Raw genomic sequence first — 24,013 nt, forward strand, 5'->3', positions numbered from 1 at the left:
CACCTATTTTTGGTATCCAATAAATCTTCGAAACTCTCGTTCCTCTTTTTGATTCCCCAATGTAAGGTTGATCCAAACTCCCTGTTCTTCCGACTGAACGGAAAAACCTTTAACAAAATAACAAACCGTAACATACCCTTTGCCATCCTTTTCCCGTACAATCGTTTGATTTCTCCACCGATAACCAAACCCGCTTCCATCAACAGAAAAATACAGTCCTTGTCCACTAGGGTAGATGATTTCTGCACAGCTTGCTTCATCCTCAAGGTATTGAAAAAAGGCCATCGCCTCATGCTGAAGTTCCGATTTACTCTGAATACTAACCGTTCGCTGTTTCATCAATAAAGTTCCATGTAGGACCACGCCAAGAATCAGCATTAGTAAACCGGTGGAAATCACCAGCTCGATTAATGTGATACCAGCTTGTAGGCCGTGATCGATATCGTTTTTAATGAGTTTTCTTCGGTCCAAGACACCGTAAATTCTCCTTCTTTAATATTTGTTGACAACCAAGATTCCTGCACATGTACTGTATAGTAATCATTGAAATTCCCATCCTCACGAGGCAGGTCCTTTTTCCACAGTGCAACCTCATTTTTAACAAGCCAAAACACATCCCATTTTTCCTGAATCCGCCTTTCTATGATCAATATCTGCTCATAATGGGTAAAAGCCAAAAGCAAAAAAACAGAGACAAAGAAAATGGCAAACAATACCTCAACATAACCGAATCCTCGTTCATCCATCAGCAACTCGAAACCTCCCACTGACAATTTGAATCACAAAACGTTGGATCGAACCCTTTGGATCCGTGAGAGTCAGAGTCCCGCCTGATGTTGGTCGACCGTAGGCGTTAAATACAATCCGATTGTTGAAAAAGTTGCTTTTAAGGGAATATCCCTTTGGAAGTGTTCTTGCTTTTTTTTGACTTTGCTGTGAAGAAGAGAGCATGTAAAGCCCCGGTTGAACGATATTAAAATAGTAGATGATTTGTTTTGTCCGCGCCTCATTTGCGGCAAGATAAAGATCATTAGAAATCTGTCGGGTGATCAATTGGGTTTGCTGTTTCTGAAGTTGAATGGCATAGATCGGTCCCGACACAAGAAAAAGAAGGGTGACCATCGCTATTACAACAGACAGTTCTAGATAAGAGTAGCCAGTTTGATTCATCCACTTACATTTTCTTCGGCTTTGGTATGCTCACTACATTCTACTTCAATCTTCCCCGAAGTCTCATTAATGTTAACGGTATATTTCCCATCGATAGGACACTCAGGGAATGACTTAAGATAATTCACCTCAACTAACCCTTCAATGACATCGTCTTTCTCCGGATCAATATCTGTCCCAGGATACTCAAAATTATCAATATAATAACTCTCCACCTGTGCCTCAATCATCTTTCGATTCGCATCACAGCTGTTTTTCTGGGCTTTTTCCGCGGCACTGCGATAATCCGGAAGGGCAATCATCATTAAAATCCCGATGATCGCAATCACAATACACATTTCCAAAAAGGTAAAACCGTTCTCATTCATTATTTTCTTCTTCATCTGCAAACCTCCTCATTTTTTAAATCTGGCCAATAATCCCGAATAAAGGAAGAAACATCGTTAACATCATCACCAAAATAACAATTCCATTGCCAACAATCATAAACAATTCAGTTCTTGAAGCGGTTTTTTCAATCCATTGATCCAATTCTTCTTCCAGTTGGGTCCCTATCTGTTTTAGAGACACGCCCAGCGTTCCTGTTTCTTCGGAAATTCGTAAGACTTCATAAACAAATTCAGGAAGCCATTGAACTTTTTTACAGGCACTTGCCAGTGACGACCCTTTTAACAATTCCTTCTCAATTGTAAGAAACGCATGTTTTACTAGGGCTGAACGGGATTCTACGGAAAAAAGCTTGCATATCTGTAAAATCGTAATCCCGCTCTCCAGAAGCAATCCCATTTGCACGGTAAGAAAGGAGGATAACGATAACGTAAAATAGGTTGAAAAAAAAGGCAGTTTCAAACGGAATTTTTCAAACAGAAGCGGATTTCTTCGCTTAAAGCTAACCCAAAAAACGACTAGAAATAGGAAAGCTAATAGAAACCAGGCAAAATATTCGTTCCACCAAGTAATCCATTGAATCATATGTACAGTAAACCAGGGAAGCTGAATCTGAAAGGTTTGATACAACGCAGTAAATTGGGGGAACAAATACCGAAAAAGCAGGTAGAAGGTTAAAACCGAGGTCAACAACACAATTACGGGGTAAGTCGATGCTTTTTGGTACTGCTGCAGCCGTTTATGCTTCTTCTGATAAAAACGGCTGATGGAATGCAAGGTTGGAGTTAGTTGCCCATGTAATTCTGAGGAGGAGATGACTAAACAATAAAAGGCTGGACAACCAACGGTTTTCAGGGAAACGGAAAGTGGTCTCCCTTCTGTAAGTAACTTTTCTAATAAGCGATAGTCCTCTTTTCTTCGTCTATTGGTCGTTGACTTTTCGAGCAGTTGAACAGCTTTCAATAAAGGGATTCCCGCTTCGACAAGCTGCTGAAGATTGAAGCTAAATTCCGCCAGATGCTGATCTGTCCAATTTTTATTCCACATCGGCAACAAGTACCCTTTGAAATTCGCTTATCGTGGTAATGCCTTGTCTAACCTTCTCTTTTAACTTCATGTTCAACGTACAAAATCCTTTGGTTCGAAGATAGGCTCTAATTTGTGAGGCTGCGGTTTTCTGGATGATATATGGATGCAGATCATCCTGGATGGGAAGAACTTCAAAAACAGCTTGTCTTCCAAAATAACCAGTGTTTTTGCATTTCAAGCAATTCCCGGGCGTTGCACATGTACATAATTTGCGTATCAATCGCTGAGCAATAAGGCCGGTTAGGGCCGAAGTAATTAAATAAGGTTCGACCCCCATATCGAGTAAGCGGGTAATCGCACTAGCCGAGTCTTTAGAATGCAAGGTCGACAACACGAGATGTCCTGTCAGAGCAGCACGAAAAGCAATTTCTGCTGTCTCCTGATCACGAATCTCACCTACAAGGATCACATCAGGATCCTGCCGCAGGGAGGCACGTAGACCAGTAGAAAAAGAAAGACCTGATCTTGGGTTAACTTGTACCTGGTTCACCCCTTGAACATGGTATTCCACAGGATCCTCCAGGGCTATCACATTGCGTTCGTGTCGATGAATTTCTTGCAGCATCGCATAAAGTGTCGTGGTTTTCCCCGAACCAGTTGGTCCTGTAACGAGAATCATTCCTTGGGATTGGTGAATCAATTTACGTATTTCTTGGCATTGCCCTTCATCAAGTCCGAGTAGTGGTAAAGATTGATAGGGAAGTCGTTTGGAAAGCAGTCGGAGGACTATTTTTTCACCGTGGATAGTGGGGAGGGTTGAAAGCCGGATATCTGTCTCTTGAGTCTCTGTTGCGTAGACAAATCCTCCATCTTGGGGAAGTCGCCGTTCGCCAATGTCTAAACCAGCAAGCAACTTTAGTTTCGATACCATAGGCAGCCCCCAGGCTTCTTCCTTCTGGTCAAAATGGATCAGCATTCCATCAATACGAAGCCTAATCTGTAGACCATCCGGAACGGGTTCAAGATGAATATCACTGGCCCTTCGGGTAACTGCCTCTTCCAATACAAAAGAAAGATAGGAAGAAACATCATTCATCAAAGTTCACTCCTCTTTTTTCAGTTTCTTCTCTATCTTTCGACAATCACAAAATAGATTCCTGCAAGAATCGACTTTTTTCGAAAAAATTTTTTATTTTTTTATTAAACCTGAGGAAGCAATCCGGGAAACTACTTCTTTTAACACTTCTTCTTCCTCAACAAGGGCAATCCGTACAAAACCTTCGCCTTTTTCCCCAAAGGCATTACCCGGAATGACAACTACACCCGCTTTCTCCAACAGTGTATACGCAAATTCCGCCGAAGAGTACCCCTTAGGAATTCGTGCCCAGACAAACATCGTTGCCTTCGGTTTATCGATCTCCCAGCCAATCTCAGTCAGACCATCAAGCAAGACATCACGTCTTTTCTGATAGAGTTCTGCTACGCGATTGGGATAATCACCGCTAATATCCATGCGCAAGGCACTTATCGCTGCCTCTTGAACGGCGAGAAAAACACCATAATCAATATTCGATTTTATAATCGACAGTGGCTTGATCAATTCCGTACGCCCAACCACATAAGCAATCCGGCATCCTGCCATATTAAAGCTTTTGGATAAGGAATTGAATTCAATCGCAACCTCCTTCGCCCCATCAATCTCAAGAATACTTGGCGGACGGTATCCGTCAAAGGCTAGTTCGGAATAAGCTAGATCATGAACAATAAGAATGTCATTGTCCTTAGCAAAACGTACAGCCTTTTCAAAGAAATCGCGGTCAGCGGTAGCAGCCAAAGGGTTATTCGGGTAGTTCAAAATCATAAATTTCGCCCGCCTGGCAACATCGTCCGGAATCTGAGAAAAATCGGGAAGGAAATCATTCTCATTTAAGAGCGGCATCGGGTACATGTCACCACCGGCGATCACCACTCCGGCAGCATAGATGGGATACCCTGGGTCGGGAACAAGGACAAGGTCACCTGGATCGATCCAGGCCTGTGCCATATGGGCAAGTCCATCCTGCGACCCCATTAAGGCATGGACCTCTTGTTCAGGGTTAAGCTTTACAGAAAACCGATGTTCATACCAATCAGCTACAGCTTGACGAAAAGGATTCGATCCTTCCGTCGTTGGATAGCGATAATTAGCTGGATTTTGCACAGCCATCACGAGCGCCTCCATGATATGTGGAGCAGGTGGGTGATCAGGGCTACCGATTCCCAAATCAATAACCTTCGTACCGCGGTTTTCGACAACTCGCCTTCTTTGGGCCATTTCGGTAAAAATCGCTGAAGACAAGCTTTGAAGTCTTTTAGATGGTTTCATCCTTCATTCCTCCCCTTGTTTATTTCCAGAAGAAAAGCTTCTCTTACAAAGAGAAGCTTTTCTTCATCATTTGGCTTCAATGATTTCCTTTTGTTCTGAAGGCACAGGGACAATCCCCTTCACATTAACCTCTTCCATTTTATAATCATACTCTTTAGCCTTATCGGGCTTTGAGTTTTTAAATTCCTTAGGTATTTCATGGCGGTGTGAACGTTCAACCCGGGTAACAAAATCTAGACGTTCCAACCTTTTGATGATGTCATCCAAATCATCGGCAGGAACATACATACTGACATAGTGAAGACGCCGGGAAATATAATGGATGTTCCCAAAGCGTCGAAGATTCTTGGCAGCCTTTAGATTTTTCACCCATACGGCAAGACCTAAACGCCTTTCCCTCATGCTTATCCCCCTACATTCTTGCATAGCATTACCCCTTGCAATCCCTAAATTGACATATATTTCACTAAAAATCGTATCATGTCAAACCCTGTTTATGCAAGAAAGAAAATAGCATGGATTCAAGTTAATGACACCCGCAGGCCCCTCCTGATCCACATCCACCCGTACTGCAGCTTCCTCCCACTTGATAGAGAGGGTTATCACTTGGAACCTTAATCCCTTCTGAAACACTGTCTGCGACCGTTCGACAAACGAGATAAAGCAATTCATCCATTACGTTCTCCGCCTTCTTAAAGGCCTTCACCGTTGGATGTGTCCACAAGTTTTTCTTCGCTTCACGAACCTCTTTATTGATTCGTGAATAATCCGGATGGTATTTCCCAAACCGTTGCACTTCTTCGTTCATCATTTTTATTTTTTGGAATTGGGAAATCATTTTCTGGGCTTCTGGATCATTATCCATCGCCTTTTTTGTTTCAATATATGTTTTCATCTCTTCAGATGCTAGGATCAAATCAGCAATTTCATAGGATGTGGAGAGAATCTCCACCATGTTTAACTCTTGAACAGCTGTGGTCATTCCTTTTCCCCCCTTACTTTCTATTATACCTTAAATAAAGGGTGTACAAAATATCCCTTTTATTGCCAGAGTTATTTTGGGATCACCAATTGCACCCTGCCTATTTCCTCTAATGGAACTCTTAAAGGCTCGAATCCTTTATGCTTTCCTTCCAAAATCCAGAAACCATGATCATTTCCTAGTGCTTCTGGATGCAGAACCACTTCCTGTTTTTCACGTTCCAGGCGAATTTCTAGATTTAATTGAATGGCTTGTTGAAGTAGATCCCGCAAAGTGGAATGATGATACTTTTGATAATTGGCCATCCACATTTTAGGGATTTGTCGTAATCCGGGCAGAGCATCTTCAAGTTCAGGAAAAATACTTTCGACTTTATAATCCTTGTTCGAAGTAGTCTCCTTCAAAATATGAATCGGCGTGTCACGTTCCTCGGTATTCGCAGGGAAACCTCTCTCCGCAATCATGGAAAGATCCCACTTTTCTAGTTCTGCAACAAATTGATCCCACTTCTTCACATCCACGATGAAATGCAGATCCCCCAATTTCCGAACCAATATGTCTTGAATAGCGGGAATGCTTTCTAATTGGCTAGCTAAAGCCGGATCACTGACCTCCACAAGGCGTACATCAAAATAGCGAATCCGCTGGATTTCTCCGTGCCATTGCCGAATGGTAACGGTAATATTTTCCGGGACTGGAGTTACACTTATGGATGTCAGCAGGTTACATAGGTCTTCCGCAGAATTTCCCTTTTCAAGAAATCCCTGTACCGATGTTTTCGTTAGCTTAAAACGCCACATTTCCCCCAGATTCTGTAGTTCTGTAAATGATGCCACAAGCCATTTGGTTTTATAACCCGCAAATACTGGAACAAGGATTTCAAAATCAGGTTGAACATACGTAATTGGAAGTTGATCGGATTCCTGTCTACTGTTCCAGGACCAAAAAACATCCCCGTCTTCCTCCATAAAGTGGATGATGCCAAGGCAGCCTAAGGGAGAAAACAACTTTTCCCTAAGTACATCCGAAGGTGGGCTAGCTGAACCTAAGCTCTTTCGTACCTGATTCAAGGAATAAACCGAACCGCGCGGAAGCTCTTTCATTAACTCAAAAAGAAACCGAGTAGTCGGATCGAGATCCAGGTAATTTAACAGTTGGCTACAAAACAAGTCTTCCTGTTGTTCGAAGGATAAGTTTGTCCATTGCTGAAGGTCAACAGATTCGATTCTTCCATCCTTTTGCTTTAAAAACGAACAACGTGCCATCAGATCGAGCAAGATGGCCTCTTGTTTTTCGTATGGATAAATGGGCGGTGAAGGACATTGAAAACCTGCGGAATCCCAGGGAATTCCCACAATCTCCAGTAGCTTTCGAAGATGCTTTTTGGGAATCGTTCCTTTCTTTGTCAACTCCAAAGGATTGATTCTTACATGATTTACCGCTTGAAACAACCTATCTAAGATGTGATATGATGTGGTAATCGGGATTCGTCTTTGACACGTCCATTTAGACTTGGCCAAAGAGAATTCCAGAGATGCCTTGCCGAATAAGAGTAATAAGTCAGAAGGCATCACATAAGCTAACTCACCCCACATGCGTCTTAACGTAAAGATGATTCCTTTTCTCCTTAATTTGGTTAGCGCTACCCGAAAGCTAGCTGAACTAAGCTGAGAAACGCCTTGTTCCAACTCGCGGTAGGTTAACAGGTCGGTCCATTTATTAAATAAAAAGAAGCGGATAACCTCTTTTTCTTCCGTCGTCAGTTGGTTCCAAAAGGAATGAATATACTCCTCATCCAGGAGAAATGTAAGGTCATGAGCTGATTGGCCATGTTCCCCAATCATCTGAACTTTCACTCTTGAAGATTGCATTTCGTACATTTCGCTAAATTTCATGGAATGAACACACCTCACTGTCCCTATCATAACACGGATATACTGAATCCCAAAAATTCATACTAAGAAAAGCTTCCATCGAAGCCTATTGGAAAGAAAAAATTGCATTGGAGGGTGTTAATCATGAAACAGCTTAGCATAAAAATAAATGGGAAGTTCATATTACTATGTCTAATGAGTATGCTTTTACTAATTGGTTGTACAGCACAGGCCGCAAATCCTGATTCAGAAAGGAAGGAAGGTCCATTGAAGGCGGAAATCATTGCTCCACCTTATCAGTCTGCTGTTGAAAATCAAGTGGAATCAGTGAAAAAAAAGGGTGGAATCAAGACTGTCACCTTAAAGGATAACCTCTATGTGATTTTTTCATTGGGGCAGCGCCCATCCGCTGGTTATAAGATTAATATAGAAAAAGTGGAAAAACAGTCGAACCAAATTGTTATTTATTATTCCGAGCAAAAACCGACGGGCATGGCCTTAACTGTTCTTACCTATCCAACTGTTGTATTGAAAATGCCAAAGTCAGATCTGCCAATCACTTTAAAAGCTATAAACTAAAGAGTGTCCATTCGACACTCTTTTTTTCTTGGGCACAACCAATTCCCCTTTTGCATACTTTGATAATACCCAATAAGGGACCTATCAAAAGGGGGCGTTATTATGGGAATAGAATTGTTGCCTCTACACTGGACGTACCTTTTATTCGTATTTCTCATACTAGGTGTAATGATCTTTAGACGTGACACAACACTTGTCAGCATTCTTGGTATTTTTGCGATTGGAATTCTTACGACTGGATCCTTAACCATGTCAGTCGGAACAATCTTCAATAGTTTCGTCTTTGCAATCTCCGAACTGCTTGGCACGATCCTTGTCATTAGTATCATTGTCGCGATGAGCAAGGTTCTAACCGACTCAGGAGTCAATGAGGTCATGATTGGCCCCGTTGCAAAAATGATCAAAAGCCCGGGCTTTGCCTACTGGATTATCGGTATAGCGATGATGGTTATTTCCTGGTTTTTTTGGCCTTCTCCTGCCGTTGCACTGGTTGGTGCTGTTTTACTTCCTGTCGCCTTACGCGTAGGGCTTCCGGCTTTAGGCGTGGCTATGGCAATGAACTTATTTGGCCATGGAATTGCGCTTTCCGGGGACTTTATTATTCAGGGTGCGCCCGCAATCACTGCTGGTGCAGCAGGGATTCCTGTTGGAGATGTCGTTAGCGCTAGTGTTCCTTTGGTTTTCATCATGGGAGCGGTTACAACGATTACGGCCTTCTGGTTTTTACGCCGTGATATGAAGAGGGGGATATTGAAAGTTGATCAGAGTCAGCTAATGGATCTCAGGGTTGAAAAGAAAGTAAAACGTCAGCCTTGGATTGCCTGGATGGCCTTTATCATTCCTGTTTTATTTCTACTGGACGTATTAGCCATGGTTCTGTTTGATCTCCAGGGGGGAGATGCAACCGCTCTCGTAGGAGGAACAGCCATCATCATCCTTACCTTGACTACCTTGCTCCATCATAAACAACTTCGGATGGAGAAGATTACTGAATATCTTATCCACGGTTTCCAATTTGGGTTTAAAGTGTTTGGTCCAGTCATTCCGATTGCTGCTTTTTTCTATTTAGGTGATTCAGGTCTTGTAAAAATTATAGGTGAGGTCCTGCCAGCTGGTTCTCAAGGGATTGTCAACGACCTCGGTGCAGCCCTTGCCGCCAACGTTCCACTCAATGCCCCCACTGGCGCGATTACTTTAACAACAGTCGGCGCAATCACAGGGCTGGACGGTTCAGGTTTTTCTGGGATCGCCTTGGCTGGATCCATTGCCCACCTATTTAGCCAGGCCATTGGTACCGGGATTGCTACGCTAACCGCGCTTGGCCAAATTGCTGCCATTTGGGTAGGTGGAGGAACTTTGGTTCCCTGGGCACTTATCCCCGCCGCAGCCATTTGTAATGTAGATCCCTTTGATCTAGCAAGAAGAAACCTAGTCCCTGTTCTGATTGGACTATTGGTGACGACGATTGTAGCCATGTTTTTGTTGTAATACGGACCGGGCACTGCCCGGTTTTTATTATTTAAATAATTTATAGTAAAATTCTTCCGCTATTTGATCCACCAGCCCACGCTCGACTTACCGTTTCCTATTTTTAGGGTCAACCTTCTTCCAATCTGACAGAAAGGCCACCACTTTCCCAAACCATAGCACAATTTTCGTACTATTATATATAGCAATATTTTTTCCGATCGCCTTACTCCCGACGATACCTGCGCTGCTAAGACCAGCAACCAGGACTGCTATCATGGATTGATAGGGTGTTAGTTGATCATTTAAACTAATGATTCTTAGAACTATTGTTGCGCCGGCAAAACCGGCGATATAACCCAGAACGTCTCCTACAACATCTGAAAAAAAGTTCGCATACTTTTCGGCGTTTTGGATCATCTGAATGCCTTTGCGGGCACCGTACACTTTTTTTGCAGCCATGGAATTAAACGGGCTTAATTCAGCAGCGGTGATTGCCACGGCGATTATATCTGCAACCGCACCAATGATAACAATACATAACAGAATGACCAAGGCAATTAATAAACTAGATTCTCGTAACAAGAGGTCGCTGATCAAACTAATTCCAACCGCAGTAAAAAAGGTCCAAATCGATATAATTAAAGCCCATCGAGTAAAGATGGTATTCTTTTTTCTTTCCTTTTTCGCTTTCCTCACATTCCGACTCAATAGGGAGGCCCCATTCCTGCTTTTTAGGAACCAGTTTAATCTGTCCTTTCTATAAAATCAAGGAGTTTGCAGAAAAAAAACTCCCCTAACCAAATCAATCGGTCAAAAGGAGTATCATAGACTCACTTAATCTTCTGCAAAAAGTACGAGTAGTATGATAAACACAACCACAATCCAAAGCCATGCATTATCATCATCGAAGAAGTTATGAAATCCCAAAAACTTTCCCCCCTCTGCGTTCCCCAAGTAACTTACTATATCTTATGTAAATACCTATAGCTTGGAAAGCGATTGATGCGCCCAATTTTCACAGGCAAGGAACAAAAAAACTGACCCTTAGATTAGGGTCAGCCATGTCATTTAATAAATTATTGCAATCCTTTGGATTGGTGTCCGTTAGGTTCGGAAATTTGGCTTAGAGCATATCCCGCTTCATCTTCATGAATGCTTCTGACAGCCATGTCAGCCATTGCAACGATCCCTACCAGTTTTCCGTTCTCAACAACGGGAAGGCGACGGATTTGTTTTTCGGCCATCATTCTGGATGCCTCGTCTACACTCATATCAGGAGATCCTGTATATAATTCACTGCTCATAACCTCTTTTACAGCAGAGGAACCTGATCTTTTTTCAGCGATTCCACGGATGACAATATCCCTGTCGGTAATAACCCCGATACAGTTTTGACTCTCATCTACAACAGGGATAACCCCTACATCGTGATTTTTCATTTTAACTGCAACTTCATAAACATTATCCTGCAATGTACAGGTTTCAACTTCCTGGGTCATAATATCGCGAAGTAAGCTCACTCAAAAACCTCCTTTAAAATTGATCAATTGTACTATACCCCAACAGACAGTACCTCATTCATTAGCAAGGAACATTGTAAATGATCCGGGACTTATTTAGGATTGCACTTCCTAACGAAACATAATATCATGAAAAAGTAACAGGACTTTTTGTGGGAGGGAAAACATGGAGAAATCACGCGGAATGCCAGACTTTCTACTCCTGTTTATGACCTTGGCGCTTGTTGGGTTTGGGATTGTAATGGTTTTTAGTGCCAGTTACATCTTAGCCTACTATGATCCAGACTATAATAATGACAGCCTTTATTTTGTAAAGAGACAAGCCCTGTGGGCATTATTTGGATTAATTGCCATGTTAATTGCAATGAATGTACCTTATTCCTTTTACAAACAGTCCTTCCCGCTGATTGCCTTTTTTTCCTTCCTAATCCTCTTCCTCGTTTATACCCCATTGGGAAAAGAACTCAATGGCGCAAGAAGCTGGATTGGATTAGGCCCCTTTACATTGCAGCCCGCGGAATTTTCCAAAGTGGGACTCATCATTTATCTGTCCGGATTGATTTCCAAGAAAGGGGAACGGTTTCGTCTCTGGAAAAATGGATTAGTTCCCGCACTTGTCGTTACTGGTACCTTTTTTCTTGCGATTGCGGGTCAGCCTGACTTTGGAACCGGTGTTATTTTGTTAATGACTGCTGTGGTAGTTATTTTCTCCGGAGGAGCGCATTTGAAACACTTAATGGCCCTGTGCATTCCAGCTGTTGCCGCACTTGCCGTAATGATCATGCTTGCCCCTTATCGAATCAGACGGATAACCACTTTTCTTAATCCATGGAACGATGGAATGAACGGGCTTGATGAAGGATACCATTTGATTCAATCTTTCTACGCGATGGCAAATGGCGGGGTTGGCGGGGTTGGTTTCGGAAAAAGTATTCAAAAATACCTCTACCTGCCATACCCACAAACTGATTTTATTTTTTCAGTCATGGCCGAGGAGCTTGGTTTTGTTGGATGTGCTTTATTTTTGCTTTTCTTTATCCTTTTTCTATGGCGAATTATCTACATAACGACGGAATGTAAAGATACCTTTGGAAATCTGGTAGGTATTGGCATTGTCAGTATGGTTTCGATCCAGACTATCATTAATATTGGCGGTGTAACCGGAAGTATCCCGATTACAGGTGTCCCGCTTCCTTTCATTAGTTATGGAGGATCCTCCTTGCTCGTTTGTATGTTAAGTATGGGCATCATCCTCAGTATTTCGCGGGAGACACACAAACAAGGGCTTCGTTCACAACAAACAGATCGCTTTGATGCATAAAAAAGAGGGTCCTCCCCGTGGTATGGGAACCCTCTTTTTGTCATCATTATTTAACTCGGTAAACAGGCTCTGGGGCAGATGGGGTTTCGGCTTGCTTAAATTCGACCCCTTCGACCTTGACGTTCACCTCCACTACATTTAAACCTGTCATCGATTCTACAGCTTCTTTCACTTGGAATTGCAGATTTTTACAAACTTCATCTATTTTTACACCGTAGTAAACGATAACTCTAAGATCGATGGCCGCCTCGAGCTCACCCACTTCAACATGAACTCCTTTATGGACGTTCTTTCCACTCACTCGCCGCGCCAATCCTTCGACAATTCCTCCCGACATACTGATAACACCTTCTGTATCTGCAGCTGCAATTCCAGCAATAACAGCAACAACATCATCAGCAATTTTTACCATTCCGTAATCTTTTCTTTCAGCCAAGGCAATCCCTCCTTTTACTCTATTCTATTCAGAATCTGGGCTCTAGGTACCAATTTCAGGAAATTTAGTGGGCTTAGTAAATATTTATGTATTTCGCCAAAATACGCACTATTCCTCCTAATTTCACAGAATAATTTTCACAAAAAGGAACCGTTTTCCAATCCAATTATCTACATTATCTCCAAGCATTTCGTTAAAGATAAGACTAAACCAAGACAAAAGTGAGCATGGAATAGGAGGGAAATATGATAAGGCCTTATTGGTTATTGGGATTAGTTATAACCTTACTTTTGGGCTGCTACATTTCGTCTTCCAATCATTCTTTCACAACTGAAGATGTTTTTAGTAAGCAGATTGTAAAGAAAGGTGCTCAAGGCGGGGATGTTTGGGAACTGCAGGGTAGACTTAAATTTTTAGGTTTTTACACAGGTGATATAGATGGCGTCTTTGGTACTCGGACCTACCGAGCGCTGCGGAATTTCCAATACGAATTTGGGTTAAAAGTAGATGGCGTCCTCGGCCCTAAAACGAAACTAAAGCTTTGGAAGGCCACAAAACAATGGAAACCAAGCGGTCCGACAAGCACAAGTCCTCCTGCCAATTCATACAAAGCACATGGCATTTCTAATAATGATTTAAAACTAATGGCAAATGCCGTTCATGGTGAAGCAAGAGGTGAGCCTTACATCGGACAAGTTGCAGTCGCTGCTGTTATTCTCAATCGCGTGACACATGCCTCATTTCCGAGTACCCCCTCGGGCGTCATTTTTGAGCCGCGTGCGTTCACAGCTGTTGCCGATGGACAAATCTGGTTGACTCCAAATGAAACATCGAAAAAGGCTGTAAGAGATGCACTAAATGGGTGGGATCCAACCGGCGGTGCGATCTATTATTTTAATCCAGACACAGCTACCTCTGCATGGATATGGTCACGGCCCCAGATTAAACGAATCGGCAAGCATATTTTTTGCAGATAGGGATAACAAAAAGGAATTCCCCCCAGCTTTGGAGGAATTCCTTTTTTAAATGGTACCCCGAGGGTTATGTTGGGCTGCTTTTATGAACACTTCTTCATCATTTATAATACTGCAGCTGGCACATTGGACCTTATATTCCGAGCCACGATACGGATTGTGAAAAGGATCCGTAATCACTTCATCGTACCGCTCAATCACATTTCCACTAGCTGGATCCATTTTCACGGCAATGGGCACTTGTTGAATGATATTAAAACGGGTACGATTTGTTTTGCAGTTGGGACAAAAATAAGGTTCATGCATAGGGATAAACCTCCTAAAGGATGTTTTTGTTATTTTGTCCCAAATGCACTTCTTTTAATTATCCTGCATAAGCTATAAAGAAAGTGAAATTGCCCACCACCTCAAATTTTCTAATTCTATACCTTCAGCTATTCCTGGGAAAGAGAACTGCTCTCTTTCCCTTTTGTTTATGCACAAAGGCTATTTTTGAGTAGTTTGTTCCTGATACATTTGATTAAGCTCGCTTAATTTCCGTTCCAATTCCTGCAGGATCCGTTTTCCCGTGTCTTCCTGAACAAGCTTTAAGCGGACAGCAAAATCTATCTCCCTTGACAGTCCGAACATTTGTGTATCTAAAACCTCTTCGTAAAGGGGGCATTGCGGCATGGTAAGATTCTTCATTTGCACTTCTATCAATTTCAAAATCTTATCAGCATCTGCCTGAAGAACTTGTATCGCTTTTTGCTGGATTTCGATTGCGGATGTAACCGACAACGAAGTTCCCTCCTTATCCAATCTTTCATTTACGTACAGTTTATCATATTTTCAACGCCGTAGGGAGAAAAAACATCCTACACCCCTTGTTAAAAAATGAAAAAGAGAGGAAGTATGGTAAAATAGGACAGGATACAAGGAAGTATTACAGCTTCTAATACGGTTTTTATCCGAGTTTTGTCCTTTATTATGAGGATAAGGACTCATTGTTAAAATCCACAAAAAGAATAGGAGAAAAGCATCATGTCCGAAATAATTCAAGTTAAAGGCAACGTACAATATCAAATAACGCTTGACCCAGGAGTATGGATCTTTGATGATCGAAAGAAAAGAATTGACCAATTCTTCGAGAAGAATGAAGAAGATGATGAACTCTTGACCTATCAAAAACAAGTAGGAAAACAGTGGGATCGTGAGCTACAAGAAGGCGCTGTTATCCCTACAGGAAAATCAGAAAAAGCTTTTATCTATAAAAAGGATATTTCTGGGGATTGGGGAATTCCCTTTGCACCCTTCCTTAATAATTCTAACCCTGGCGAAAATGTCACAAAGGTCGTTTGTTACTTTGAGGATGGCAATACAGTCGAAATTAGTTGGGAAGAAGCTTTAAAAGGAATCCTTTGGTTTGCGGTCGATGGTAAGCCGATTAGGGAAAATGGCCCCGTTTATTTCCTTTATGGAGATGGTCGGAATCGGATGTCCCCTATTAAAGGAATTAAGGCTTTTGAAATAGTGTAAAGGGTAATTCCAGGGATAACCTGGTATGAGGGGCTACCACCCGGATTCAGGATCCCTTATTTACTTAGAATCTCTCTTTTCTCCGGGGGAAACGGACTCTCCTCCCACTATTTGCTTTAAATCACCCAGAAATTGTCCTAAAAACAAAACAAGAAATAGTGGAACGTGGGTCCGCTTCATTCCAAAACTCAGGGTTTTGGTCAGTAATAGCGGATCCTATGTCCGCCAATTTATCCAACCGGGCAGAGGATCTCTTATTTTCTTAGCAACTAAAAAAAGACCTCTCCCAACGGTCAGTCTAACAACTGATGGGATGGCCTATAACTCTCAACCATTTGGATCTTACCGAATGGTTACTATAGTCAAGCATATAACAAAATATGACATTAGACAATAGGATTTTACAAAATTTTATCCTTTTACCCTCATTTTTTTGCTAAATTTCAAAAACCTTATAGGGAATTCGGTCTTCTTCAAGTAAGGCAAGCAGCTTCTCTTCTTCCTTTGGATTCACCCATATAGACATAGTCTTAACAAAGTAGACTTCTACTTTCATGGTATTCCCAGAAAAAAATCGGTAAGCCGATAGGTCCTCAAGATCTTTTATTTGCTTAAAGTAAGTGAGGGCTTCTTCCCTAAGATTTGTATAGAAAGTTCTACTGAGGACGACTTCCCCACGCTTGTTTTCGGTAATGTTCTCAGAGTTGGCTCCAAGAAGGGTCAGCAGTTCAGCTGCCCTCCGTGCGCCCATTTGTTTTGCCATAAAAGCATCAACATATTCCACTTCCAGGCCATCTAGACTCTCTTCTACGGCAAGAATCATTTGCCGAAATAGTCTTGTTACGATTTGGTTAGCAGGGGACAGGGGTTGGTCTTGGAAGATATATGTATAATTTATCCTGTTTTGATCGATTTCTTTTCTTCTTAGAAATAGGTGATGTACCGCTCCCATGTCATCGAACCTTCCCTCTATCTTTTCTTTATCTCATCCAATGTCGCCCGATCCAGGCGTTTAATCAAAGAAACCAACAGCTTTTTGGCGGCTTCATAGTCTGCTCGATGGATAATAGATGCATGACTGTGGATATATCTGGCCGGAATCCCGATGACAATGGATGGTACCCCTTCTCCTGTGGTATGTACCCGTCCAGCATCTGTCCCACCGGGAGAAACGAAAAACTGATATTTAATCTCTTCCTTATCACATAAATCCATGACAAAATCACGCAATCCCGGCAAAGTGATCATTGTTCGATCGAGAATTCTCATTAAAACCCCATCGCCAATTTTCCCCATTCCATCGTCGACACCCGGCGTATCACCAGCAGCTGGACTTGCATCAAGGGCAATGAAAAGATCCGGCTGAATCATATTCGCAGAGGTTTGCGCCCCTCTTAATCCGACTTCCTCCTGCACAGTAGCCCCGGAAAATACTTGATTGGGGTGACTTTCCTGCTGCAGTTCCTTCAATAATTCGATACTTAACGCACATCCGTAACGATTATCCCATGCCTTTGCCATCAATTTCTGCGGGTTCGCCATGACCTGGAATGGGCAAACGGGAACAATCGGTTGACCAGGTTTAATTCCCATTTGTTTCGCATCCTCCGGACCATCAGCACCCACATCAACAAACATATGGGATACGGCCATTGGCTTCTTTCGTGCTTCTTCCGTCAAATTATGTGGGGGGATGGAACTGATTACCCCGATGACCGGTCCCTTATCGGTAATCACCTCCACCCGCTGGGCCAATAATACCTGGCTCCACCATCCACCAAGCGTTTGAAACTGGATTAAGCCTTTTTCATTAATCCCTTTGACCATGAATGCTACTTCATCCATATGACCCGCAACCATAATCTTCGGACCATTTTCATCCCCTGTTTTCACACCAAAAATACTGCCTAAGTTATCATACACAACCTTCTCCGCATAGGGGTCTAGGTATTCCTTCATAATTTTCCGAACAGGTCCTTCAAATCCGGATGCCCCCGGGGCTTCTGTTAATCTTTTAAACATATCTAATTGTGGGTCCATCATGAGCCTCCTTCATGCAAACAATTTAGTTGTCCTTTTGTCCTTTAGGGCTTCTCTTCTGCTACACTATACTTTATTTTACCCTGTATTCAATTGAAAAAGCCATAGTAATCCAGAATTGGATTTCTATGGCTTATCACAAACCTATTTGAATACAGGTTCTTTAAATTGTGCAAGTTTCTCAAAGGAGCTCTTGTCCACATCCGCATGCAAGCTGTTTCCATGTGCATCCATCGTTACGATAGCGGCAAAGCCTTTCACATTCAGGTGCCACATTGCTTCTGGTACACCAAATTCCATAAAGTCCACACCGTCAACATTTTTAATACAATCCGCATAGTATTGAGCTGCTCCACCGATGGCATTGAGGTAAACGGCACCGTGCTCTTTTAATCCAGCTAGTGTTTTGGGACCCATTCCACCTTTTCCGATGACAGCGCGGATACCAAATTTCTTAATAATATCTGCTTGGTAAGGCTCCTCCCGGATACTAGTGGTTGGACCGGCGGCTTTTACATGCCATTTTCCATCTTCATCTTTCAGCATAACAGGCCCACAGTGATAAATGACACCGCCCTGCAGGTCAACCGGGCAATCGTTATCCATTAAATACTTATGAAGAGCATCGCGCCCTGTGTGCATGGTTCCATCGATGACTACAACGTCGCCGACTTTTAAATCTCTAATTTGTTCTTCAGAGATCGGCTGTTGTAGTACGACTGTTTTCCGCTGTTCCCCTGACTTTTGTTTGTCTTCTTCTGTTGTCACCTGGACCTGCTCATCCTTATACAACCAAGATGTAATTTCTCCTGTAGTAGCATCAAGCGTAACTCCCTGGCGGCGGAAAGCCCAACAGTTGTAAGCTACAGAGACAAAGAAACTGGCTGGAAGACGATTCGTAGCACCAACTTTACAACCGAGTAAAGTCGCCTGACCCCCAAAACCCATGGTTCCAATTCCCAACTGGTTGGCTGTTTCCATTATGTAATTCTCGAGTCTTGCCAAATCAGCATTTGGATTTACATCATTGACCTTTCGGAATAGTTGTTCTTTAGCTAAAGCATATCCGGTTGTGCGGTCTCCCCCAATTCCTACCCCGATAAATCCAGCAGAACATCCCTGTCCTTGTGCTTGGTAGACACTGTGTAAAATACATTTGCGGATCCCGTCAAGGTCTCGGCCGGCACGACCTAAACCATCGATTTCACAAGGGAGGCTGTATTGGATGTTTTTATTTTCACATCCGCCGCCTTTAAGAATTAAGCGAATTTCAACTTCTTCGTTTTCCCATTGTTCAAAATGGATGACAGGGGTTCCTTCACCCAGATTGTTTCCCGTATTTTCTCCTGTTAACGAGTCAACAGAATTTGGACGTAACTTTCCGTTTTTTGTAGCGAGAGCAATAGCTTCATGAATGGCTTTTTTTATTTCAATTTGGTTTGCACCAATCGGAGTTTTTACTTCAAAGGTTGGCATCCCTGTATCTTGGCAGATGGGAGATTGATTCACCTCGGCAGCCTCGATGTTTACCGCAATGGTTGATAGGGATAAAGCAGCCCGTGTTCCGGCATCCTCGTGTTCTCTTGCCTTTACAATTGCGCGTCTGACATCAGGCGGCAGGTTCGTAGAAGTTTCAACGATTAATTGATAAATACTGTCTTTTAAACGTTCCATCCTCTTACCCCGTTTCTATATTTTTTTCCCTCATTCATTATATATCAAACCTTCCGAATGGAACAGTATCCCTTGAATAGTCATATTCTTGTCCACCTTTTCATATAATGGGAAAAACTCAAACATAAGGTGAAATGATGTTATACAAAAGACTCCAAACCTTACCAATGAAATGGAAAATAGCGACATTTTCTTTTCTTCTTCTTGCCCATGTCATTCCCATTATGTATGTTCTCACCCTTCTGCTTCCAGAAAGTCAGCAAGCTATACAGAACTACCCTAATCATCAAGAAGTCCACTTTCAACAGGCAAAGAGTGAACTATCTGTTGAACCACCTGCCACTTCAGAAACACCGAATTATCATGTCCAATTAAAAACAGTCTCCAGAACCAATATTCCTGCTGCCAAAAGACAAGATATGACCCTGTTGTACCAAGACGGCCTTCTTGTGGGTGCCACACATCAACAGAAAGAAAACGTGGATACCATTGTACAGCAACTAGAAGTAAACAGTAAATACAATCACCTATATCAAGCCGTCAGCTTTCACCACGGGTACACGGGTACCCATAACACCCAAGAAGTGAGTAGTGATTATCTATATGTTTCGGTAACAAAATACGGTGGTTTGCAAAGCTTTCACGAGCCCATCACCCTCCTACAACAAAATTGGAAAGAGGCGATCGATCGTGGGTTAGAGCAGATGGACGCTGAATGGAGCCAAGCGCTCGAAGAATTTTCGCTCAATCCTTATTCTTATTACCTGTTTCCCCTTACACAGCTGGCTTCACATACGTCTCACGATTGGTTACCTGGGGTAAGTTCGGAAAAATTACTACAGCTTACCCAAAGTATTTCCTCAGCTGTTTACACCAATATCGTTGCTCCAGCCAATCTTAATAATAAAGATCCGTTGTATCTGAGCAGTATCCCCCTCATCCTGATCGACAAAAAGGATCTCGAAATTCAGATTATGTACAGAACGGACGATGGTCATTACCATTTGCTAAAAGAAAAAGAATCGTAAGAGACAGGTCTCTTATGATTCTTTTTCTTTTTCTTCGAGGGCTTTAATCTGCTTAGCAGATGCATCGAGGAAATCCGTATATTCTTTGCCATATAAATCCTGAACCACTGCTTTTCCAAACTTGGTAAGCTGCTCCCACTCTAATCCGAACGCATCCTTTTTCTCTTGCATTATCGTATAAAGCTTGTAACTCGAATAATCGTCTTCTAACAGCTTAGATTGCAGGTCATGCCCTTCCTTTGTCAGGAAAATCCGTGAAGCCCTTTTGTCATTCCACAATCTTTCCTTGCGAACTAAACCTTTTTCCTCCAATTTATCAATTAAATGCATAGCTGTTGAAATATGCCACAAACCAACATTGGCGATCTCTGTAATCGTACTTCCATCTCGGAAATACAGAACCCACATCAAATGCTCTTGTGGAGACGTCAACCCGTATTTTTTGGCCTGTTTTGTCCAATCTTCTTCTAATGTTTTATACATAGCACGAACAATATTAATCATGATGTGTAATTCCGTTGAAATTTTAGTCTTTTCCACTGTCATCTTTGACCACCTTACTTTCGTGATTCATATTAAATTCTGCATCCCTCGACAAATTCCTGCTCTAACCTACAAATAAAGTACATTTATGCTATAAAATACCACACATTTTTCCCATATATTAAACGGTGAAAATAAACAACTACTCGATATATAATTTTATATATATCTGTTTATAGAAGGAATGATAGATTATGATATTAGTTTTGTCTCTTGCCATCCTGTTTTTACTTATATTTATCGCTTATCAAAATACTAAACAAGCTGAATTTACAAGGATCACACTCCCCATTAACGATATTGGTGAAGCAGGACTGCGAATTCTTCATTTATCTGACATGCATATGGAGAACCTTTCCATTTCACCAGAACAACTGAATGAACAACTGAAAGATGAACCCATTGACCTAATCGCTTTGACCGGTGATTACCTGGATCGGGTGAAAAGTATTGAAAAGCTTCGTCCCTACCTCGAAGTTTTGAAAAATATGAACGCTCTTTATGGAATTTACGTTGTGTTTGGCAATCATGATTATGTATTGAAACCCAAAAACTTCGAAAAACTACAAAGACTGTTTCTTGAACTAGGATGCCATGTTTTAATTAATGAAAGCAAAACGATCCAGGTGAAGGATCAAGTGATTAATTTAATCGGTATTGACGATCATTCCACAAAGCGCAGCGATTTACAAAAAGCTTACGCTGATATAAAAGATGGAATTAATATTGTGCTTACCCATGACCCAAATATCGTGCTGAAGATGACGGATTATCATTTTGATTATTTGCTTTGTGGTCATTTCCATGGTGGACAAATCCACTATCCAAAAGCCTTTCATTTGGTCAAGATGGGCAAACTCCCGCGAATGAATATGATTAAAGGCCTGCATTTTATCGAGGATAAAGCCTTTTACATTAGTGAAGGATTAGGACAAACCGGCTTTAATATTCGCCTTCGCTCTAAGCCAGAAATCACGCTTCATACGCTTATTGCCAAGGAACAAAGCTTCCAGTAATCCCCTACTATGAAATGACCCGGATTAACTCATGCTAACCGAAAGAAAACATTTTGAGGTGAGCCATGAAGATCCGGATCAGATTATTTTCAGCAATTACTGCGTGTATTATGCTCATGTCCATTGTTTTATCAGCCTGCGGTGGGACATCGCAGCAAAATATCCATACTGCCGAAGATAAGAAACCCATCCATCTCCCTAATAAAATTGATTTTATTAGCCAAGTGGATCAAACAGTAAAAAGTTTAAATAACAGCCCACATATTTTAACGATCCATCACAATTCTCAGGATAAGAGTCATGCGATTAAAAATGAGGTTACCGTTAAATTTAAAAGCCATCCTGATCACCAGGAACTTGCCAGGATCAGCCAATTGATTGATGGAAAAATCAAGAAACATTGGGATTCCTACAGTATTTTTAAATCGAAAAGCAAAACTACAGATCAATTGATCCAATATTTTAAAACCCGTGATGATGTGTTATTTGCTGAACCGAATTTTATTTTGTTACCCAATCGTGAACCCAATGACCCTTTATATACCCAATATCAATGGAATCTCCCCATTATCAAAGCGGATAGAGCCTGGGATATCTCTCCTGGACGAGCTAATATAACCGTAGCAGTTGTGGATACCGGGGTTGATTTAAAACATGAAGATTTTAAAGGAAAGCTTGTCAAGGGATATAACGTTTTATTGGACAATAATAATCCCATGGATGATAACGGGCATGGAACTCATGTTTCCGGGATTATCTCCGCAGGAACGAACAATACGATTGGTATTGCTGGTGTTTCCTGGAATAACCGAATCATGCCGGTGAAGGCAATCGGTGCTGAGGGAACTGGTACGGCCTTTGATATTGCAAAAGGAATAAAATGGGCGGCAGATCACGGAGCAAGGGTAATCAACATGAGCGTGGGAAACTATCATCCATCCCAGGTTCTACATGACGCTGTTCGCTATGCCTACGACAAAGGAATTGTATTAATTGCCGCTTCAGGAAATGATAATACCGATCAACCAAGCTATCCAGCAGCTTATCCCGAGGTATTAAGTATTGCTGCTGTGGATAACCATAAAAGGAGAGCCGAATTTTCGAATTACGGAAAACATATTGATGTCGCGGCCCCTGGTGTCGATATACCCAGCACCTATATTTACAGTGAATATGCGGTTCTATCAGGGACTTCAATGGCTTGCCCGCATGTCTCCGGTTTGGCAGGGCTCATTCTTTCTGTGAATCCCAATTTGTCTAATCGGGAAGTCGCAAAAATTATACGCCAATCAGCAAAAGACCTTGGGTCACGAGGGAAAGACCAACAATATGGCTACGGATTAATCGATGTGGATAAGGCCCTCATTATGGCTAAGGAGGGGATCGGTACAGTGGCCACACCATCCGATAAAAAACAGTTGAGCGAGCAAGAGCGAATCACTTTCTTCCCCTTCCGGGCGATTAGAGAATGGTTTGGGTTTTAGAAATCTATCCTAGAAAAAAAAAGCAAAGCTGCCCTAAAGGGTTGCTTTGCTTTTTTCTTGTGCTCTTTTCATGGTTATATAATCTGCCTCATAAAATTGCAATTCATCACGTAAATATTCAAAAGTTCTGGCCAGAGATAAGGTTAGTTCCTTTAATTCCGGAACAACTTCTTGTCGGAACACAATCGCATTACTTCCTGTGTAGGAATGTCTGCCATCTTCCTCATAAACCTCGCCTCTAGGGTAATAGAAATTATTTACACAAGTGTGGTACAACTGATATAAGACTTCATTTGCCATCTCTTCATGAAACTGTGCTCTGCGCAGACACATCCCTAAATTTTCATATACCTTCTCACAGTGGACTAGCAAAAACCTTAAATCAGAAAGATAGGAACGATAATATGGCTGATATTGTTCTGGATTCTCGCTTTTTACTACAAGCGCATCCAATGTAGTCGAATTCAAAAAACGTTCTATATCTAACGCAGCTTCTTTTAAAAGTCGAAAGGACTCTTCGCACAATTGTCTATGTTGAATTTCAGGCATCATGCAACCCCCAACCAAAATCATTTGTCTCTATTTTAACAGGTTCTATAGGGT

At 41.9% G+C, this 24,013-nt stretch carries 28 protein-coding genes; 8 read left to right on the plus strand and 20 right to left on the minus strand.

The features are described from left to right. Positions 1 to 3 precede the first annotated feature (3 nt). The 10 genes from J2Z37_RS13820 to J2Z37_RS13865 all read right to left on the minus strand — a co-directional run bounded on the left by J2Z37_RS13820 (position 4) and on the right by J2Z37_RS13865 (position 7,828). Entirely contained in the window at positions 4 to 471 is a 468-nt protein-coding gene (locus J2Z37_RS13820) for a competence type IV pilus minor pilin ComGF (RefSeq protein WP_209810863.1), read from the minus strand. Next, on the minus strand, positions 408 to 752 hold the full coding sequence (locus J2Z37_RS13825; protein WP_209810864.1) for a hypothetical protein: 345 nt from the start codon (positions 750 to 752) through the stop codon (positions 408 to 410). The genes J2Z37_RS13820 and J2Z37_RS13825 overlap by 64 nt, the downstream gene beginning before the upstream one ends. Further along, entirely contained in the window at positions 739 to 1,170 is a 432-nt protein-coding gene (locus tag J2Z37_RS13830) for a hypothetical protein (protein ID WP_209810865.1), read from the minus strand. The genes J2Z37_RS13825 and J2Z37_RS13830 overlap by 14 nt, the downstream gene beginning before the upstream one ends. Beyond that, the gene (locus tag J2Z37_RS25850) at positions 1,167 to 1,553 is read right to left on the minus strand and encodes a competence type IV pilus major pilin ComGC (protein ID WP_280922214.1); all 387 of its coding nucleotides are present in this window, start codon (positions 1,551 to 1,553) and stop codon (positions 1,167 to 1,169) included. The genes J2Z37_RS13830 and J2Z37_RS25850 overlap by 4 nt, the downstream gene beginning before the upstream one ends. 19 nt (positions 1,554 to 1,572) lie before the next feature. Beyond that, complete coding sequence (locus J2Z37_RS13840) at positions 1,573 to 2,604, minus strand: type II secretion system F family protein (RefSeq protein WP_209810866.1); 1,032 nt, start codon at positions 2,602 to 2,604, stop codon at positions 1,573 to 1,575. Then, positions 2,594 to 3,682, minus strand: a complete 1,089-nt coding sequence (locus tag J2Z37_RS13845) for a GspE/PulE family protein (protein WP_209810867.1) — start codon at positions 3,680 to 3,682, stop codon at positions 2,594 to 2,596. The genes J2Z37_RS13840 and J2Z37_RS13845 overlap by 11 nt, the downstream gene beginning before the upstream one ends. Before the next feature lie 93 nt (positions 3,683 to 3,775). Beyond that, complete coding sequence (locus tag J2Z37_RS13850; RefSeq protein ID WP_209810868.1) at positions 3,776 to 4,951, minus strand: LL-diaminopimelate aminotransferase; 1,176 nt, start codon at positions 4,949 to 4,951, stop codon at positions 3,776 to 3,778. Between the two features lie 66 nt (positions 4,952 to 5,017). Then, positions 5,018 to 5,353, minus strand: a complete 336-nt coding sequence (locus J2Z37_RS13855) for a YlbG family protein (RefSeq protein WP_209810869.1) — start codon at positions 5,351 to 5,353, stop codon at positions 5,018 to 5,020. Between the two features lie 124 nt (positions 5,354 to 5,477). Continuing rightward, on the minus strand, positions 5,478 to 5,933 hold the full coding sequence (locus J2Z37_RS13860; protein WP_209810870.1) for a YlbF/YmcA family competence regulator: 456 nt from the start codon (positions 5,931 to 5,933) through the stop codon (positions 5,478 to 5,480). 71 nt (positions 5,934 to 6,004) lie between these two features. Further along, complete coding sequence (locus J2Z37_RS13865; RefSeq protein WP_209810871.1) at positions 6,005 to 7,828, minus strand: helicase-associated domain-containing protein; 1,824 nt, start codon at positions 7,826 to 7,828, stop codon at positions 6,005 to 6,007. Positions 7,829 to 7,951: 123 nt separating this feature from the next. On the opposite strand from J2Z37_RS13865, the gene J2Z37_RS13870 reads away from it, so the two are divergent. Both J2Z37_RS13870 and J2Z37_RS13875 read left to right on the plus strand, forming a co-directional pair. Next, entirely contained in the window at positions 7,952 to 8,386 is a 435-nt protein-coding gene (locus J2Z37_RS13870; protein ID WP_209810872.1) for a protease complex subunit PrcB family protein, read from the plus strand. A gap of 102 nt (positions 8,387 to 8,488) precedes the next feature. After that, positions 8,489 to 9,874 (plus strand): hypothetical protein, encoded by a 1,386-nt coding sequence (locus J2Z37_RS13875; RefSeq protein ID WP_209810873.1) that lies wholly within the window; start codon positions 8,489 to 8,491, stop codon positions 9,872 to 9,874. 87 nt (positions 9,875 to 9,961) lie between these two features. Here the strand turns inward: J2Z37_RS13875 and J2Z37_RS13880 are convergent, their stop codons facing one another. Together J2Z37_RS13880 and J2Z37_RS13885 are read right to left on the minus strand one after the other, a co-directional pair. Further along, positions 9,962 to 10,564, minus strand: coding sequence for a hypothetical protein (locus J2Z37_RS13880; RefSeq protein ID WP_209810874.1), 603 nt, complete (start codon positions 10,562 to 10,564; stop codon positions 9,962 to 9,964). Positions 10,565 to 10,932: 368 nt separating this feature from the next. Next, positions 10,933 to 11,355 carry a CBS domain-containing protein gene (locus tag J2Z37_RS13885; protein WP_209810977.1) on the minus strand — a complete coding sequence of 141 codons (423 nt, stop codon included), beginning with the start codon at positions 11,353 to 11,355 and terminating at the stop codon, positions 10,933 to 10,935. 187 nt (positions 11,356 to 11,542) lie between these two features. Here J2Z37_RS13885 and ftsW point away from each other — a divergent pair, with 187 nt between their 5' ends. Then, positions 11,543 to 12,697 carry a putative lipid II flippase FtsW gene (gene ftsW / locus J2Z37_RS13890; protein ID WP_209810875.1) on the plus strand — a complete coding sequence of 385 codons (1,155 nt, stop codon included), beginning with the start codon at positions 11,543 to 11,545 and terminating at the stop codon, positions 12,695 to 12,697. Between the two features lie 46 nt (positions 12,698 to 12,743). Here ftsW and J2Z37_RS13895 read toward each other — a convergent pair whose 3' ends face one another. Next, on the minus strand, positions 12,744 to 13,133 hold the full coding sequence (locus J2Z37_RS13895) for an Asp23/Gls24 family envelope stress response protein (RefSeq protein WP_425340322.1): 390 nt from the start codon (positions 13,131 to 13,133) through the stop codon (positions 12,744 to 12,746). A gap of 245 nt (positions 13,134 to 13,378) precedes the next feature. Here J2Z37_RS13895 and sleB point away from each other — a divergent pair, with 245 nt between their 5' ends. Beyond that, on the plus strand, positions 13,379 to 14,110 hold the full coding sequence (gene sleB, locus J2Z37_RS13900) for a spore cortex-lytic enzyme (RefSeq protein ID WP_209810876.1): 732 nt from the start codon (positions 13,379 to 13,381) through the stop codon (positions 14,108 to 14,110). A 45-nt stretch (positions 14,111 to 14,155) separates the two neighbouring features. Here sleB and J2Z37_RS13905 read toward each other — a convergent pair whose 3' ends face one another. Beyond that, positions 14,156 to 14,413: a DNA alkylation repair protein gene (locus tag J2Z37_RS13905; protein ID WP_209810877.1), complete on the minus strand. Its 258-nt coding sequence runs from the start codon at positions 14,411 to 14,413 to the stop codon at positions 14,156 to 14,158. A gap of 180 nt (positions 14,414 to 14,593) precedes the next feature. Continuing rightward, a complete protein-coding gene (locus J2Z37_RS13910) occupies positions 14,594 to 14,887 on the minus strand; it encodes an Fpa/YlaN family protein (RefSeq protein WP_209810878.1) in 294 nt (97 codons plus the stop codon). Positions 14,888 to 15,130: 243 nt separating this feature from the next. Between J2Z37_RS13910 and J2Z37_RS13915 the strand changes: the two genes are divergently transcribed. Beyond that, positions 15,131 to 15,625: a peptidyl-prolyl cis-trans isomerase gene (locus J2Z37_RS13915; protein WP_209810879.1), complete on the plus strand. Its 495-nt coding sequence runs from the start codon at positions 15,131 to 15,133 to the stop codon at positions 15,623 to 15,625. Positions 15,626 to 16,061: 436 nt separating this feature from the next. On the opposite strand, the gene J2Z37_RS13920 is transcribed toward J2Z37_RS13915, so the two are convergent. From J2Z37_RS13920 to J2Z37_RS13930, 3 genes are all read right to left on the minus strand, one after another. Then, a complete protein-coding gene (locus J2Z37_RS13920) occupies positions 16,062 to 16,577 on the minus strand; it encodes a hypothetical protein (RefSeq protein ID WP_209810880.1) in 516 nt (171 codons plus the stop codon). A gap of 17 nt (positions 16,578 to 16,594) precedes the next feature. Beyond that, entirely contained in the window at positions 16,595 to 17,668 is a 1,074-nt protein-coding gene (locus J2Z37_RS13925) for a M42 family metallopeptidase (RefSeq protein ID WP_209810881.1), read from the minus strand. Positions 17,669 to 17,809: 141 nt separating this feature from the next. After that, positions 17,810 to 19,339 (minus strand): fumarate hydratase, encoded by a 1,530-nt coding sequence (locus J2Z37_RS13930; RefSeq protein ID WP_209810882.1) that lies wholly within the window; start codon positions 19,337 to 19,339, stop codon positions 17,810 to 17,812. Positions 19,340 to 19,506: 167 nt separating this feature from the next. Here J2Z37_RS13930 and J2Z37_RS13935 point away from each other — a divergent pair, with 167 nt between their 5' ends. Next, positions 19,507 to 20,367: a hypothetical protein gene (locus J2Z37_RS13935; protein ID WP_209810883.1), complete on the plus strand. Its 861-nt coding sequence runs from the start codon at positions 19,507 to 19,509 to the stop codon at positions 20,365 to 20,367. A gap of 12 nt (positions 20,368 to 20,379) precedes the next feature. Here J2Z37_RS13935 and J2Z37_RS13940 read toward each other — a convergent pair whose 3' ends face one another. After that, positions 20,380 to 20,913: a MarR family transcriptional regulator gene (locus J2Z37_RS13940; protein WP_209810884.1), complete on the minus strand. Its 534-nt coding sequence runs from the start codon at positions 20,911 to 20,913 to the stop codon at positions 20,380 to 20,382. A 191-nt stretch (positions 20,914 to 21,104) separates the two neighbouring features. Here J2Z37_RS13940 and J2Z37_RS13945 point away from each other — a divergent pair, with 191 nt between their 5' ends. Together J2Z37_RS13945 and J2Z37_RS13950 are read left to right on the plus strand one after the other, a co-directional pair. Then, positions 21,105 to 21,926 carry a metallophosphoesterase gene (locus J2Z37_RS13945; RefSeq protein ID WP_209810885.1) on the plus strand — a complete coding sequence of 274 codons (822 nt, stop codon included), beginning with the start codon at positions 21,105 to 21,107 and terminating at the stop codon, positions 21,924 to 21,926. A gap of 65 nt (positions 21,927 to 21,991) precedes the next feature. Beyond that, on the plus strand, positions 21,992 to 23,410 hold the full coding sequence (locus J2Z37_RS13950; RefSeq protein WP_209810886.1) for a S8 family peptidase: 1,419 nt from the start codon (positions 21,992 to 21,994) through the stop codon (positions 23,408 to 23,410). Positions 23,411 to 23,443: 33 nt separating this feature from the next. On the opposite strand, the gene J2Z37_RS13955 is transcribed toward J2Z37_RS13950, so the two are convergent. Then, entirely contained in the window at positions 23,444 to 23,959 is a 516-nt protein-coding gene (locus J2Z37_RS13955) for a DUF3907 family protein (RefSeq protein ID WP_209810887.1), read from the minus strand. Positions 23,960 to 24,013 lie beyond the last annotated feature (54 nt).

The organism is Ammoniphilus resinae, from assembly GCF_017873965.1.
GTDB classification, from domain to species: Bacteria; Bacillota; Bacilli; order Aneurinibacillales; family RAOX-1; genus Ammoniphilus_A; species Ammoniphilus_A resinae.

Coding starts and splice junctions, on each gene's coding strand:
- J2Z37_RS25850 (WP_280922214.1), bottom strand. CDS start 1,553: ATGAAGAAGAAAATAATGAATGAGAACGGTTTTACCTTTTTGGAAATG.
- J2Z37_RS13950 (WP_209810886.1), top strand. CDS start 21,992: ATGAAGATCCGGATCAGATTATTTTCAGCAATTACTGCGTGTATTATG.
- J2Z37_RS13865 (WP_209810871.1), bottom strand. CDS start 7,828: ATGAAATTTAGCGAAATGTACGAAATGCAATCTTCAAGAGTGAAAGTT.
- J2Z37_RS13830 (WP_209810865.1), bottom strand. CDS start 1,170: ATGAATCAAACTGGCTACTCTTATCTAGAACTGTCTGTTGTAATAGCG.
- J2Z37_RS13875 (WP_209810873.1), top strand. CDS start 8,489: ATGGGAATAGAATTGTTGCCTCTACACTGGACGTACCTTTTATTCGTA.
- J2Z37_RS13905 (WP_209810877.1), bottom strand. CDS start 14,413: ATGCATGAACCTTATTTTTGTCCCAACTGCAAAACAAATCGTACCCGT.
- J2Z37_RS13935 (WP_209810883.1), top strand. CDS start 19,507: ATGAAATGGAAAATAGCGACATTTTCTTTTCTTCTTCTTGCCCATGTC.
- ftsW (WP_209810875.1), top strand. CDS start 11,543: ATGGAGAAATCACGCGGAATGCCAGACTTTCTACTCCTGTTTATGACC.
- J2Z37_RS13860 (WP_209810870.1), bottom strand. CDS start 5,933: ATGACCACAGCTGTTCAAGAGTTAAACATGGTGGAGATTCTCTCCACA.
- J2Z37_RS13940 (WP_209810884.1), bottom strand. CDS start 20,913: ATGACAGTGGAAAAGACTAAAATTTCAACGGAATTACACATCATGATT.
- J2Z37_RS13850 (WP_209810868.1), bottom strand. CDS start 4,951: ATGAAACCATCTAAAAGACTTCAAAGCTTGTCTTCAGCGATTTTTACC.
- J2Z37_RS13930 (WP_209810882.1), bottom strand. CDS start 19,339: ATGGAACGTTTAAAAGACAGTATTTATCAATTAATCGTTGAAACTTCT.
- J2Z37_RS13870 (WP_209810872.1), top strand. CDS start 7,952: ATGAAACAGCTTAGCATAAAAATAAATGGGAAGTTCATATTACTATGT.
- J2Z37_RS13885 (WP_209810977.1), bottom strand. CDS start 11,355: ATGACCCAGGAAGTTGAAACCTGTACATTGCAGGATAATGTTTATGAA.
- J2Z37_RS13840 (WP_209810866.1), bottom strand. CDS start 2,604: ATGTGGAATAAAAATTGGACAGATCAGCATCTGGCGGAATTTAGCTTC.
- J2Z37_RS13855 (WP_209810869.1), bottom strand. CDS start 5,353: ATGAGGGAAAGGCGTTTAGGTCTTGCCGTATGGGTGAAAAATCTAAAG.
- J2Z37_RS13925 (WP_209810881.1), bottom strand. CDS start 17,668: ATGATGGACCCACAATTAGATATGTTTAAAAGATTAACAGAAGCCCCG.
- sleB (WP_209810876.1), top strand. CDS start 13,379: ATGATAAGGCCTTATTGGTTATTGGGATTAGTTATAACCTTACTTTTG.
- J2Z37_RS13915 (WP_209810879.1), top strand. CDS start 15,131: ATGTCCGAAATAATTCAAGTTAAAGGCAACGTACAATATCAAATAACG.
- J2Z37_RS13945 (WP_209810885.1), top strand. CDS start 21,105: ATGATATTAGTTTTGTCTCTTGCCATCCTGTTTTTACTTATATTTATC.
- J2Z37_RS13845 (WP_209810867.1), bottom strand. CDS start 3,682: ATGAATGATGTTTCTTCCTATCTTTCTTTTGTATTGGAAGAGGCAGTT.
- J2Z37_RS13920 (WP_209810880.1), bottom strand. CDS start 16,577: ATGGGAGCGGTACATCACCTATTTCTAAGAAGAAAAGAAATCGATCAA.
- J2Z37_RS13955 (WP_209810887.1), bottom strand. CDS start 23,959: ATGCCTGAAATTCAACATAGACAATTGTGCGAAGAGTCCTTTCGACTT.